10 protein-coding genes are annotated in these 13379 nt (G+C 68.6%); 9 read left to right on the top strand and 1 reads right to left on the bottom strand.

Features of this window, described 5'->3' with window-relative positions; translation table 11 throughout:
- The first annotated feature begins 258 nt into the window (after positions 1-258).
- Complete coding sequence (locus tag PQS31_RS00935) at positions 259-657, top strand: hypothetical protein (protein WP_272760806.1); 399 nt, start codon at positions 259-261, stop codon at positions 655-657.
- 89 nt (positions 658-746) lie between these two features.
- Here the strand turns inward: PQS31_RS00935 and PQS31_RS00940 are convergent, their stop codons facing one another.
- The gene (locus PQS31_RS00940; protein WP_272760807.1) at positions 747-2153 is read right to left on the bottom strand and encodes a class II fumarate hydratase; all 1407 of its coding nucleotides are present in this window, start codon (positions 2151-2153) and stop codon (positions 747-749) included.
- A 190-nt stretch (positions 2154-2343) separates the two neighbouring features.
- Between PQS31_RS00940 and purB the strand changes: the two genes are divergently transcribed.
- The 8 genes from purB to PQS31_RS00980 all read left to right on the top strand — a co-directional run bounded on the left by purB (position 2344) and on the right by PQS31_RS00980 (position 13101).
- Entirely contained in the window at positions 2344-3726 is a 1383-nt protein-coding gene (gene purB / locus PQS31_RS00945; protein WP_272760808.1) for an adenylosuccinate lyase, read from the top strand.
- Positions 3727-3746: 20 nt separating this feature from the next.
- Positions 3747-4151, top strand: a complete 405-nt coding sequence (locus PQS31_RS00950) for a VOC family protein (protein ID WP_272760809.1) — start codon at positions 3747-3749, stop codon at positions 4149-4151.
- 221 nt (positions 4152-4372) lie between these two features.
- Positions 4373-5587, top strand: a complete 1215-nt coding sequence (locus PQS31_RS00955; RefSeq protein WP_272760810.1) for a cupin domain-containing protein — start codon at positions 4373-4375, stop codon at positions 5585-5587.
- Complete coding sequence (locus PQS31_RS00960; RefSeq protein WP_272760811.1) at positions 5584-6489, top strand: GNAT family N-acetyltransferase; 906 nt, start codon at positions 5584-5586, stop codon at positions 6487-6489. Before PQS31_RS00955 ends, PQS31_RS00960 begins: the two co-directional genes overlap by 4 nt.
- Positions 6490-6681: 192 nt before the next feature.
- Positions 6682-9525, top strand: coding sequence for a 2-oxoglutarate dehydrogenase E1 component (locus PQS31_RS00965; protein WP_272760812.1), 2844 nt, complete (start codon positions 6682-6684; stop codon positions 9523-9525).
- Positions 9526-9576: 51 nt separating this feature from the next.
- Complete coding sequence (gene sucB / locus PQS31_RS00970) at positions 9577-10812, top strand: dihydrolipoyllysine-residue succinyltransferase (RefSeq protein WP_272760813.1); 1236 nt, start codon at positions 9577-9579, stop codon at positions 10810-10812.
- A gap of 109 nt (positions 10813-10921) precedes the next feature.
- Positions 10922-12364 (top strand): dihydrolipoyl dehydrogenase, encoded by a 1443-nt coding sequence (gene lpdA, locus PQS31_RS00975; protein WP_272760814.1) that lies wholly within the window; start codon positions 10922-10924, stop codon positions 12362-12364.
- Positions 12365-12507: 143 nt separating this feature from the next.
- Entirely contained in the window at positions 12508-13101 is a 594-nt protein-coding gene (locus PQS31_RS00980; RefSeq protein WP_272760815.1) for a TIGR00730 family Rossman fold protein, read from the top strand.
- Positions 13102-13379: the final 278 nt, after the last annotated feature.

Below are 13379 nucleotides of genomic sequence, written 5' to 3' on the forward strand. Positions count from 1 at the left end.
TCCCGGCTCGACGCCCTCGAACGGCGCCACCGCGCACGGTCCGCCTGCTGGGCGCGCTGTGCACGGTGCTCGTCGCCGGCTGCGTGGTCCTGGCACTGCGCGCGGTCGAGGTGCCGCGCCCGGTCCCGAGCGTCTGCGCCTCGGTGAACTCGTGATCGTCGATCCGTCAGGGGTCGAGCGCGTGCGCCTGTCGGGACGGATGCCGGATGCGGTCATCGATGGACGCCGCATCGACCGGGGCAGCGCCGCGGCGGGGTGATGCTGTACGACCGGACGGGCCAGGAACGCGGCGGCTACGTCACCTGGGACACGGGCGACAACGTCGGCCTGACGCTCGACGGCCAGCGGGGACAGCAGGCCTTGTTCGTCGCCGGCCCCGACGGCGCGACCGCACTGCAGCTCTGGCACGGCGCACAGGCGCTGGACCCGCGCGCGGACGCCAACGGCGCCCGCCTCAGCCACACGGTCGATGGCCACCTGCACGTGCAACTGCCCCGGATCGCGTCGCTGTCGCCCGGCACGTGCACCCTGTTCCGGAACGGTCTGCGGCCGGAGGTGCCCGACGGGCTGCCGCCCTCCCGGGTGCGCGACATCTGCACGCGCCGCGTCGACGCGTCCACCTGCGACGCCTGTCTGGTCGATGCGACGACGCCTTAGGGGCCACCGCGTCGTCGGACCGTCCCACTCCGACCGCGGCCGGTCGCCCGACGCACGCCGCAGCGCGCACCGCGGCGAGCGGCCGGCGCTCATCCGCCGCCGGCACCTTCGTGAATTCCGCCGCGCGTGAGCTCGGCCGGGTCGAGCAACGCGTCGAGATCGGCCTCCGTCAGGCCGCTGTCCTCCCGCGCGACCTCCATGACGGGGCGATTCTCCTTGTAGGCGCGCTTGGCGATCGCGGCAGCCTTCTCGTAACCGATGATCGGGTTGAGCGCGGTCACCAGGATGGGATTGCGCGCCAGCGCCGCGTCGACGTTGTCGCGGCGCACCTTGAGCCCGGCGATCGCGCTGTCGGCGAGCAGCCGCGACACCTTCGACAGCAGCTGGATCGACTCCAGCAGGTTCGCCGCGATCAGCGGCAGGGCGACATTGAGCTGGAAATTGCCGCTCTGCCCGGCCACGGTGATCGCGGTGTGGTGACCCATCACCTGCGCGGCGGCCATGACCGTCGCCTCGGGAATCACCGGATTGACCTTGCCCGGCATGATGGAACTGCCGGGCTGCAGCGCCGGCAGCTCGATCTCGCCGAGCCCCCCGAGCGGACCGGAGTTCATCCAGCGCAGATCGTTGGCGATCTTGATCAGCGCCACCGCCAGCACGTTGAGCTGTCCGGACACTTCCACCGCGTCGTCCTGGGTGGCGATGCCCTCGAACTTGTCGTCGGCGGACTCGAAGCGCGCACCGGTCATCGTCGACAGCGCGAGCGCCACCTTCTTGCCGAACTGCGGATGCGCATTGATGCCGGTGCCGATCGCGGTGCCGCCGATCGGCAATCGGCGCAAGCGCCTGAGGGTGTCGTCCAGGCGCGCTTCGGCCGAGGCGATCTGCGACGACCACGCGCCGAATTCCTGGGCGAAGGTCAGCGGCATCGCGTCCATCAGATGCGTGCGTCCGGTCTTGACCACCTTGCCCAGGGCCTTGCCGCGCTTGTCGATCGTGCGGCGCAGGTGCTTGAGCGCCGGCAGCAGGTCTTCGGTCACGGCCAGCTGCGCCGATACCCGGATGGCCGTCGGCACCACGTCGTTCGAGCTCTGGCCGAGATTGACGTGGTCGTTGGGGTGCACCGTGCGCGATGCGGTCGACGCGAGCGTCGCGATGACCTCGTTGGCATTCATGTTCGACGAGGTGCCCGAACCGGTCTGGTAGACATCCACCGGAAACTGCGCGTCGTGCCGGCCCTCCGCGACCTCGAGCGCCGCGCCGCGGATCGCCTTGCCGGTTTTCTCGGGCAGCAGACCGAGGCCGGCGTTGACCTCGGCCGCGGCGGCCTTGACCAGGCCCAGGGCGCGGATGAACCCGCGCGGCATCGGACGGCCGGAAATCGGGAAGTTCTGCACGGCGCGCTGGGTCTGCGCGCCCCACAGGGCGTCGGCAGGCACCTGCAGCTCGCCCATGCTGTCGTGCTCGATGCGGAAGGCGTTCGGGGAGGTGCTCATCGGGGGTCGCTCCTGGATCGGAAGGGCGCCGCGGGCGATACGTCGGCGGTCGGAGCCGCCGTCGCCCGTCGGGCATGGGCGGCGCGTCGTGGACGCCGGCGCACGGCAGCGCGCGGCACCCGGTTCCGCCCGAGGATACGCGAGCGCCCGGCAGGCTAAAATGACGGCTTTCCCGCCCCGCCCGAGCCCCATGACCGATTCCCGGAACGTCGAAGCCGCCCTGCTGGCCCTCTCCCCGCTCGATGGCCGTTACGCCGGCAAGGTGGACGCCCTGCGTCCGATCTTCTCCGAGTACGGCCTGATCCGTGCACGGGTGAAAGTGGAGGTGGAGTGGCTGCTCGCGCTCGCCGCCGAGCCCGGCATCGGCGAACTGGCACCGTTCTCCGAGTCGGCCGCCACGCGCCTGCGCGCGCTCGCCGACGGGTTCAGCCCGGCCGACGCCGCGGCCGTGAAGGCGATCGAACGCACCACCAACCACGACGTCAAGGCAGTCGAATATTTCATCAAGGAGCGGCTCAAGGACGACGCCGAGCTGGCGCCGGCGCTGGAGTTCGTGCACTTCGCCTGCACCAGCGAGGACATCAACAACCTGTCCTACGCCCTGATGCTCTCCGAGGCGCGACAGGCGGTGCTGCTGCCGGCCCTGGACCAGCTCATCGCCACGCTGCGCTCGATGGCCCATGCCCATGCCGACCTGCCGCTGCTCTCGCGCACGCACGGCCAGACCGCGTCGCCGTCGACGGTGGGCAAGGAGCTGGCGAACGTGGTCGCGCGCCTGCAGCGCCAGACCGAACTGCTGTGGGACGTGGCGCTGACCGGCAAGATCAACGGAGCGGTGGGCAACTACAACGCGCACGTGGCGGCCTATCCGGACGTGGACTGGCCCGTGTTCGCCCAGCGCTTCGTCGAGTCGCTGGGCGTCGTGTTCAATCCCTACACCACCCAGATCGAGCCGCACGACTGCGTGGCCGAGATCAGCGACGTGCAGAAGCGCATCAACACGATCGGCATCGACCTGTGCCGTGACATCTGGGGCTACATCTCGCTGGGCTATTTCAAGCAGGCGCTTAAAGAGGGCGAAGTCGGCAGCTCGACGATGCCGCACAAGGTCAACCCGATCGACTTCGAGAACGCCGAGGGCAACTTCGGCATCGCCAACGCGCTGTTCGAACACTTCGCCGCCAAGCTGCCGATCAGCCGCTGGCAGCGCGATCTCACCGACTCCACCGTGCTGCGTGCGCTCGGCACCGCGTTCGGTCACACCCTGATCTCGCTGGATGCGCTGCAGCGCGGCCTGGCCAAGCTCAGCGTCAATCCCGAGCGCCTGGCCGCCGATCTCGATGCGTCCTGGGAAGTGCTGGCCGAGGCCGTGCAGACGGTGATGCGCCGCCACGGCCTGCCCAATCCGTACGAGCAGCTCAAGGCCCTGACCCGCGGCCAGGGCATCACGGCCGAGTCGATGCGCGACTTCGTCGACGCCCTGGATCTGCCGGCCGACGCCCGGCAGGCGCTGCGCGAACTCACGCCGGGCCGCTATACCGGCCTCGCCGGGCAGCTCGCCCGCGGCGTCTGATCGCCGTGCCGGGACGCGACATGGACCTGCTGGTCAATCTCGACGTCCCGGATCTCGCCCACGCGGAAGCGCTGGTTACGGCGGCATTCGGGTTGCGTACCGGTCGGCGCTTCGGCGCTGCGGTGGTCGAACTGCTCGGCCTGCCCGTGCGGCTGTATCTGCTGCACAAGCCCGCCGGAAGCCTCGGCGACGGGCGCGCGCGGCGCAGATATGTGCGGCACTGGTGTCCGGTGCATCTCGATGTCGTGGTCGAAGACCTCGACGCGGCCCGGGCACGGGCCTGTCGTGCCGGTTTCGTCTGCGAGGGCGAGATGCGCGAGGCGCCCTGGGGACGGATCGCCCAGCTGGCCGATCCGTTCGGGCACGGCTGGTGCCTGATCGCGTTCAGCGCGCGCGGCTACGACGCGGTCGCGGACGCTCGTTGAGGAGCGGGATTCCTCCGTGCGCGCGACCGGCGACGAGCGCCCGGACACGCCGACGCCGCCGGTGTCGCGCCGGATCGCCGGCGGGCACGCAGCGAGGCCGGTACGGCCTGTCCGCAGGCGCGCACACCATGGCGAACGGCGTCGGGCGTGAAGCCCGGGATGGGTGACGGGCACGCGTCGGGGCACCGCCGAGCCGCGACTTTTCGCGTACCCTGCCGCCCATGAATCCCGCCCCTCTTCTGTTCGAAATCGACGCACGCGACGGCGACGGTCCGCTCGGTATGTCGCCCGCGCAGTTCCTGCGCGACTACTGGCAGAAACGTCCACTGCTGATCCGCAACGCGTTTCCCGGTTTCGAGAGCCCGCTCGCGCCCGAGGACCTCGCCGGGCTGGCCTGCGAGGAATTTGCACTGTCGCGTCTGATCCGCCACGACCGCGCCGCCGACGGCTGGCAGGTGGAGACCGGCCCCTTCGACGAGGACGTGTTTCCCGGGCTCGGCGACCGCGACTGGACCCTGCTGGTGCAGGACGTCGACAAGTGGGACGCCGATGTCGCGGCGCTGCTGCCCCAGTTCGCGTTCCTGCCGCGCTGGCGGATCGACGACATCATGGTCAGCTTCGCGGCAACCGGCGGCTCGGTCGGCGCCCATGTCGACCAGTACGACGTCTTCCTGCTCCAGGGCCAGGGCCATCGCCGCTGGCAGATCGACGCCTCGCACGCGATGGGGCGCGGCCTGCCGCCGCAGGACTTCCGCGACGATGTCGAACTGAAACTGCTGCGCACCTTCACCGCCACCCACGACTGGGTGCTCGGCCCCGGCGACATGCTCTACCTGCCGCCGATGGTGCCCCACCACGGTGTGGCCGAAGACGCGTGCCTGACGTTCTCGGTCGGCATGCGCGCGCCCGCTGTGGCCGAGTTGATGGGCGATTTCGTCGACACGCTGGCCGCCGAGACCGACGAGGCGCAGCGCTACCACGACGAAACGCTGGCGGTGCCCGCCGATCCGAACGAGATCGACGCGGCCGCGATGGCCCGCGTGGTCGAGGCGCTTTCGGCATTGCGCACCGACGACCCCGAACGCTTGGGCGACTGGTTCGGCCGCTTCATCACCGGCTACCGCAACGCGCACCAGGCAATGCCGGCGGACGCGCTGCCGGCGCGGATCGAACTCGAATTCCAGCTCGCCGAAGGTGGCGCGGTGCTGCAGCGCAATCCGTTCTCGCGGATGGCGTGGCGGCGCAGTGCCGACGGCGCCCGCCTGTTCGTCGCCGGTAGCGCGCATGCGGTACCACTGGCCGACGCACCGACGCTGGCCGCCGCGAGCACGCTGTCGGCCGAGGACTATGCCGGCCTGACCGAAGACGGCCGCGACGCCGTGAATGTCCTGTTCGAACAGGGCCACTACCAGCTGTCGTTCCCCGACGAGGCATGAGCGCGCGGTTCCACGTCGTCGAGATCGTCGACCCGGCGCAGCAGGCTGCGGCCCACGCGCTGCGCGAAGCGGTCTTCGTGCGGGAACAGCAGGTGCCCGCCGAACTCGAACGCGATGCACTCGATGGGCTGAGCCGGCACGTGCTCGCACTCGACGATACGGGCGCGGCGATCGGCACGGGTCGCCTCGGTCCCGACGGCAAGATCGGGCGCATGGCCGTCCGCGCCGACCGTCGCGGCCAGGGCATCGGTGAGGCGCTGCTGCGCGCCCTGCTCGAGCTCGCACGCGCCGGCGGCCTGCGCGCGACCTGGCTGCATGCGCAGCTCGCGGCGCAGGCGCTGTACGCGCGCAACGGCTTCGTGGCGCACGGGCCGCGCTTCGTCGAGGCGGGGATCGAGCATCGCGCGATGCGCCGTCTCGAGGGCGCGCCGTTCCCGGTCGAAACCCTCGACGCCGCCGTCGATGCCACCGTCACCCTGATCCACGCCGCGCGGCGCGCGCTCTGGGTCCGCAGCCGGGATCTCGACCCCGGCCTCTTCGACCATCCCGAGGTGCTGCATGCACTGCGCCGCTTCGCCACCGCCGGTCGCGGCGGCCGCGTGCAGATCCTGCTGCAGGATGCCGCCACGCCCCAGCGCGAACACGCGCCGGTGCTGGCCCTGGCCCAGCGGCTTCCGACTGCGTTCGCGTTCCGCGAGGTCGACGATCCGGTGGACCGCGCGTTCGCCGGCGCCTGCCTGATCAATGATGCGGGCGGCTTCCTGCAGCGTACGCTCGGCCACCGCTTCGACGGCGAGGCCGCGACCACCCTTCCCGGCCTCGCGCGACAGCTGGCGCGCCAGTTCGCCCCGGTGTGGGAACGTTCACGGCCCTGCACCGAGTTCCGCGCACTGGGAATCTAGGCGGGCGCCCGCATCCGCCGCCCCGCGCGCGGTCTGCGACCTTGGTCGAACGCGCGTCGTGTCGCGGCCCGGTGATGCAAGGGGCGCGACGAGACGCGTATACTCTCGGGCCTTCATCGGCCCCACGATGCGCGAATTTCATGCGGATCGGGTGCGCCACACCCCCTCCCCAAAGAGTCCGAATCACCCGACGTGGACAGTCTCCTGAAGCAGTTTGCGCAGTCGTCCCAGTTCGGCGCCAACGCCGCCTACATCGAAGATCTGTACGAGCAGTATCTGGTGGATCCCGACAGCGTCGGGACCAGCTGGAAACAGTGGTTCGATTCCTTCAAAGGGCGCGAGGCGGGAGACGTTCCCCATTCCGCGGTGCTCTCGGCCGTGGCCGAAGCCGGGCGCCAGGCCGCACGCGGCGTGGTCACCGGGTCGAGCGCCGGTGCCGCCGGCGACGAGCGCGAGCGCCATGTCGGCCGTCTGATCACCGCCTACCGCTCGCGCGGCCATCTGGGCGCGCGGCTGGATCCGCTGGACCTGACCCCGCCGCTCAACCCGCCGGATCTGGGCCTGCCGTTCCACCAGCTGAGCGAAGCCGATCTCGACGACGAGTTCAGCACGGGCGGCGTCGGCGGCCAGCCGCGGATGAAGCTGCGTGACCTGCTGGCGCTGCTCAAGACCACGTATTCCAGCCAGATCGGCGCGGAATTCATGCACATCCCGGACTTCGACCAGCGCAGCTGGCTGTACCAGCGCCTGGAGAATGCGGGTGGCCGGTTCGCACGCAGCGCCGCCGAGAAGACCCGCATCCTCGAACGCCTCACCGCGGCCGAGGGCCTGGAGCGCTACCTGCACACCAAGTACGTCGGCCAGAAGCGCTTCTCGCTGGAGGGCGGCGATGCACTGATTCCGCTGCTCGACAACGTGATCCAGCGTGCCGGCAAGGACGGCGTCAAGGACATCGTCATCGGCATGGCCCATCGCGGCCGGCTCAACGTGCTGGTCAATACGCTGGGCAAGAATCCGCGCACACTGTTCGACGAGTTCGAAGGCAAGTTCGAACACCACGACGACGATCGCGCGCACACCGGCGACGTCAAGTACCACATGGGCTTCTCGGCCGATCTTGCCACGCCCGGCGGCGCCGTGCATCTGGCGCTCGCGTTCAATCCGTCGCACCTGGAAATCGTCAACCCGGTGGTGGCCGGCAGTGTCCGCTCGCGCCAGCATCGCCGCCGGGACACCGAGCGCAAGGCCGTGCTGCCGGTGCTGCTGCACGGCGACGCGGCGTTCGCCGGCCAGGGCGTCAACATGGAGCTGTTCCAGATGTCGCAGGCCCGCGGCTTCGCGGTCGGCGGCACCGTGCACGTGGTCGTCAACAACCAGGTCGGCTTCACCACCAGCGAGCGGCAGGATTCGCGCTCCACGCTGTACTGCACCGACGTGGCCAAGATGGTCGGCGCACCGGTGCTGCACGTGAATGCCGACGACCCGGAAGCCGTCGTGTTCTGCGCCGAGCTCGCCTACGATTTCCGCCAGCAGTTCGGCAAGGACGTGGTCATCGACCTCGTCTGCTACCGCCGCCACGGCCACAACGAGGCCGACGAACCCGCGGCCACGCAGCCGCTGATGTACCAGGTGATCCGCAAGCACAAGACCCCGCGCGAGCTCTACACCGCGCAGCTGGTCAGCGAAGGCGTGATCACCGCGGACGACGCCAAGGCGATCGTGGACCGCTACCGCGACAAGCTCGACGCGGGTGAGGTCACGGTCGAGCTCGCCGACGCCAAGCCGTCGGACTACGAACTCACGATCGACTGGGATCCGTATCTCGCCGGCCGCCTCAGCGACACGCTCGACACCACGGTCTCGGTGGACACGCTGAAGGCGCTCGCGACCAAGATCACGACCGTTCCGGAGAGCGTGAGCCTGCACGCCCGCGTCGCCAAGATCTACGAGGACCGCCGCAAGATGGCGGCCGGCGAGATCCCGGGCGACTGGGGCTTCGCCGAGAACCTCGCCTACGCCACCCTGCTCGACGCCGGCCACCGCCTGCGCCTGGTGGGCCAGGACAGCGGCCGCGGCACGTTCTTCCACCGGCATGCGGTGCTGCACGACCAGAACAACGGCGAGGATTACATCCCGCTGCGCCAACTGGTGAAGAACCCCGAAGACGCGACCATCATCGATTCGCTGCTCAGCGAAGAAGCGGTGATGGCCTTCGAATACGGCTATGCCTCGTCCGAGCCGGGCACGCTGTGCATCTGGGAAGGCCAGTTCGGCGACTTCGCCAACGGCGCCCAGGTCGTGATCGACCAGTTCCTGTCGTCGGGCGAGGCCAAGTGGCAGCGCCTGTGCGGTCTGGCGCTGTTCCTGCCGCACGGCTACGAGGGCCAGGGGCCGGAGCACAGCTCGGCCCGTCTCGAGCGCTTCCTGCAGCTGTGCGCGCTGGAGAACATGATGGTCTGCGTGCCGACGACGCCGGCGCAGGCCTTCCACATGATCCGCCGCCAGCTGTGCATGACCACCCGCAAGCCGCTGGTGGTGATGACGCCGAAGTCGCTGCTGCGCCACAAGCTGGCGGTGTCGACGCTGGACGAACTGGCCAACGGCGAGTTCCAGCACCTGATTCCCGACGCCGAGGCCAAGCCCAAGCAGGTCAAGCGCGTGGTGCTGTGCTCGGGCAAGGTCTATTACGACCTGCTGGAAGAAGCCCGCAAGCAGGATCTGGATCACGTCGCCCTGATCCGCATCGAACAGTTGTACCCGTTCCCGCGCGAACTGCTGACGGCCGAACTCAAGCGTTTCGACAAGGCGACCGAAGTGGTGTGGTGTCAGGAAGAGCCGCAGAACCAGGGCGCCTGGTACCAGATCAAGCACCATCTCGAGGCCTGTTCGGGTGCCAAGCAGTCGCTGCACTATGCCGGCCGCGCGCGGTCGCCCTCGCCCGCCGTGGGTCATTTCAACGACCACGTCGCCGAGCAGCAGCAGCTGATCGCCGATGCGCTGGTCAACGACCTCGCCGGCAAGGTGCTGTCCGAGTAATCGCCGCCCGTCCCTCCATTCCCCACTGTCAACGCTTTTCCAGGAAGCCACATGGCCACTGAAATCAAAGTCCCGGTCCTGCCCGAATCCGTCTCCGACGCGACCATCGCCACCTGGCACAAGAAGGCCGGCGACGCGGTCAAGCGCGACGAGAACATCGTCGACCTGGAAACCGACAAGGTCGTGCTCGAAGTGCCGTCGACCGTCGACGGCGTGATCAAGGAGATCAAGTTCGAGGAAGGCGCGACGGTCAACAGCCAGCAGGTCATCGCGATCATCGAGGAAGGCGCCGCCGCCGACGCGCCGGCCGCCGAATCGGGCGCGAAGGACACGCAGGCGCCGGCCGCGGGCGCCGAGGAAGTGCAGCCCCGAGCCGAGGCGAAGAAGGCCGACGACAAGGCGCCGGCCTCGACCAAGCCGCAGGCTTCGGGCAAGAACGATGGTCTGCCGCCGGGTGCGCGCTTCACCGCCGAGACCAAGGGCATCGACGCCTCGCAGGTCGAGGGCACCGGCCGCCGCGGCGCGGTCACCAAGGAAGACCTGATCAACTACGCCGCGGGCAAGACCCCGGGCGTGTCCGGCGGCGCGCGTCCGGAAGAGCGCGTGCCGATGACCCGCATCCGCAAGCGCATCGCCGAGCGCCTGATGCAGTCGAAGGAATCGATCGCGATGCTGACCTCGTTCAACGAGGTCAACCTGGGCAAGGTGATGGCGCTGCGCAAGGAGCTGGGCGAACAGTTCCAGAAGGACCACGGCGTCAAGCTCGGCTTCATGAGCTTCTTCGCCAAGGCCGCCGCCAATGCCCTGGCCAAGTACCCGGTGGTCAACGCCTCGGTCGACGGCGACGACATCATCTACCACGGCTATGCCGACATCTCGGTCGCCATATCCACCGACCGTGGCCTGGTGACGCCGGTCCTGCGCAACGTCGAGCGCCAGGGCTTCGCCGAGATCGAACAGGGCATCGTCGACTACGCCAAGAAGGCGCGTGACGGCAAGCTGGGCCTGGACGATCTGCAGGGCGGCACGTTCACCATCACCAATGGCGGCACCTTCGGCTCGCTGATGTCGACACCGATCGTCAATCCGCCGCAGTCGGCGATCCTCGGCATGCACTCGATCAAGGAGCGCCCGATCGTCGAGAACGGCCAGATCGTCGCCGCGCCGATGATGTACATCGCGCTGTCCTACGACCACCGCATCATCGACGGCAAGGACGCGGTGCTGTTCCTGGTCGACATCAAGAACCAGCTGGAAAACCCGCATCGCATGCTTCTGGGAATGTAATTCCCAGAAGCACGGGATTCGGGATTCGGGATTCGGGATTCGGCAACGCTGAAGCTCGTCGGTCCGAATCCCGAATCCCCAATCCCCATTCCCGATTTGAGCGAATGAAATGAGCGAAACCCAACACTTTGACGTCGTCGTCATCGGTGCCGGCCCCGCCGGCTACCACGCCGCGATCCGCGCCGCGCAGCTGGGCATGAAGGTCGCCTGCATCGACGCCGCGCTGGGCAAGGACGGCAAGCCCGCCCTGGGCGGTACCTGCCTGCGCGTGGGCTGCATTCCGTCGAAGGCGCTGCTCGATTCCTCGCGCCAGTTCTGGAACATGGGCCACATCTTTGGCGACCACGGCATCAGCTTCAAGGACGCGAAGATCGACGTCGAGGCGATGATCGGCCGCAAGGACAAGATCGTGAAGCAGTTCACCGGCGGCATCGCGATGCTGTTCAAGGCGAACAAGGTCACCCCGTACTACGGGTTCGCCACGCTGCACGCCGATCGCCTGGTGAAGGTGAAGCAGCACGACGGCAGCGACGTCGAACTCACCGGCACCAACGTCATCATCGCGGCCGGCTCGGAGTCGATCGAACTGCCGTTCGCGAAGTTCGACGGCGACACCATCGTCGACAACGTCGGCGGCCTGGACTTCACCGAGGTGCCGAAGCGCCTGGCGGTCATCGGCGCCGGCGTGATCGGCCTCGAGCTCGGCAGCGTGTGGAAGCGTCTCGGCGCCGAGGTCACCATTCTCGAAGCCCTGCCCGACTTCCTCGCGCTGGCCGATGCCGAAGTCGGCAAGGTCGCCCTGAAGGAATTCAAGAAGCAGGGCCTCGACATCAAGCTCGGCGCCAAGGTCTCCAAGACCGAAGTCACCGGCAAGGGCAAGAAGAAGGAAGTCGTCGTCAGCTACGCCGACAAGGACGGCGAGCAGACGCTCACCGTCGACAAGCTGCTGGTCGCCGTGGGTCGCAAGGCCGCGAGCAAGGGCCTGCTCGCCGAGGGCTCGGGCGTGAAGCTCACCGAGCGCGGTCAGATCGAGGTCGACGCGCATTGCCACACGGGCGTCGACGGCGTCTGGGCGGTGGGTGACTGCGTGCGGGGTCCGATGCTCGCGCACAAGGGCTTCGAGGAAGGCATCGCCGTGGCCGAACTCATCGCCGGCCTCCCGGGTCACGTCAATTTCGACACGATTCCGTGGGTCATCTACACCGAGCCGGAGCTCGCGTGGGTGGGCAAGACCGAGCAGCAGCTCAAGGACGAGGGCATCCCGTACAAGGCCGGCAGCTTCCCGTTCGCGGCCAACGGCCGCGCGGTGGCGATGGTCGAGCCGGCGGGTTTCGTGAAGGTGCTGGCGCACGCCGAAACCGACCGCGTACTGGGCATGCACCTCGTCGGCGCCAACGTCTCCGAGCTCGTGCACGAAGGCGTGCTGACGATGGAGTTCAGCGGCTCGGCCGACGACCTCGCCCGCATCTGCCATGCCCATCCGTCGCTGTCGGAAGTGGTGCACGACGCCGCGATGGCGGTGGACAAGCGGTCGATCCACAAGGCCAACTGATCGAGCGACGGGATTGGGGAATCGGGATTGGGGATTCGAGAGAGCCCAATCCGACCATCCCCGGCTCTCATGACGAACGCCGGGCCCAGCCCGGCGTTTGCATTTTTCGAATCCCGACTCCCCACTCCCGAATCCCAACGCCCATGAAAAGCCTCTGCGTCTACTGCGGTTCCAATGCCGGCAGCAAACCCGTCTATGCCGAACGCGCGATGGCGCTCGGCGATCGACTCGCCAGGGACGGGCTGCGCCTGGTCTACGGGGGTGGCAACGTCGGCCTGATGGGCACCGTGGCCAACGCCGTGCTCGATGCCGGCGGCGAGGTGACCGGCGTGATTCCGCAGCAACTCGCCGACTGGGAAGTCGCGCACCGCGGCCTGACCGAGCTCGAGATCGTCGACTCGATGCACGCGCGCAAGATGCGCATGTTCGAGCTCTCCGACGGGTTCGTCGCCCTGCCCGGCGGCTTCGGCACGATGGAGGAGATCTTCGAAATGCTGACCTGGCGCCAGCTCGGCATCGGGAACAAGCCCTGTGCATTTCTCGACATCGAAGGCTTCTACGCGCCGCTGATCGGCATGATCGACCGCATGGTCGAGGAACGCTTCCTGCATCCCGACCAGCGCGCCGACCTCTGGTACGGCAGCGACATCGACCAGATGCTGGCATGGATGCGCGCGTACGAGCCGGCGCAGGCGAGCAAGTGGATCGATGAGAGGCGGCGGAACGTGATGAAGTGAGGGTCCGGTCAGCGGATTGATCGCGCCAAGCGTCGCATCGCCCCGGGGGTCGGGCACCGCGCCATCTCCGCTTCGATGATTTCGTCCGCGAAGCTGGACCCCGGCGTTGGCCGGGATGACGTTGGGTCCGACGCCTTCTAAGCCCCCGCGATGCCGCGCACGCCGTCCCGGCGAAGGCTGGGGTCCAGTTCGATCGTCCGGCGATGCATGTTCGCGGCGCAGCGCGACAGGCGTACTGTGCGCTGCGCGCGATGCTTCTGCGTCCCGATGCGCGGGCG

Source organism: Luteimonas sp. BLCC-B24, assembly GCF_028550595.1.
In the GTDB taxonomy this organism is placed as follows: Bacteria; Pseudomonadota; Gammaproteobacteria; order Xanthomonadales; family Xanthomonadaceae; genus Luteimonas.

Bases quoted from the DNA above. Each gene is read 5' to 3' on its own strand.
- PQS31_RS00980 (WP_272760815.1), top strand. From the start codon at position 12,508: ATGAAAAGCCTCTGCGTCTACTGCGGTTCCAATGCCGGCAGCAAACCC.
- PQS31_RS00940 (WP_272760807.1), bottom strand. From the start codon at position 2,153: ATGAGCACCTCCCCGAACGCCTTCCGCATCGAGCACGACAGCATGGGC.
- purB (WP_272760808.1), top strand. From the start codon at position 2,344: ATGACCGATTCCCGGAACGTCGAAGCCGCCCTGCTGGCCCTCTCCCCG.
- PQS31_RS00955 (WP_272760810.1), top strand. From the start codon at position 4,373: ATGAATCCCGCCCCTCTTCTGTTCGAAATCGACGCACGCGACGGCGAC.
- PQS31_RS00960 (WP_272760811.1), top strand. From the start codon at position 5,584: ATGAGCGCGCGGTTCCACGTCGTCGAGATCGTCGACCCGGCGCAGCAG.
- lpdA (WP_272760814.1), top strand. From the start codon at position 10,922: ATGAGCGAAACCCAACACTTTGACGTCGTCGTCATCGGTGCCGGCCCC.
- PQS31_RS00935 (WP_272760806.1), top strand. From the start codon at position 259: ATGCTGTACGACCGGACGGGCCAGGAACGCGGCGGCTACGTCACCTGG.
- PQS31_RS00950 (WP_272760809.1), top strand. From the start codon at position 3,747: ATGGACCTGCTGGTCAATCTCGACGTCCCGGATCTCGCCCACGCGGAA.
- sucB (WP_272760813.1), top strand. From the start codon at position 9,577: ATGGCCACTGAAATCAAAGTCCCGGTCCTGCCCGAATCCGTCTCCGAC.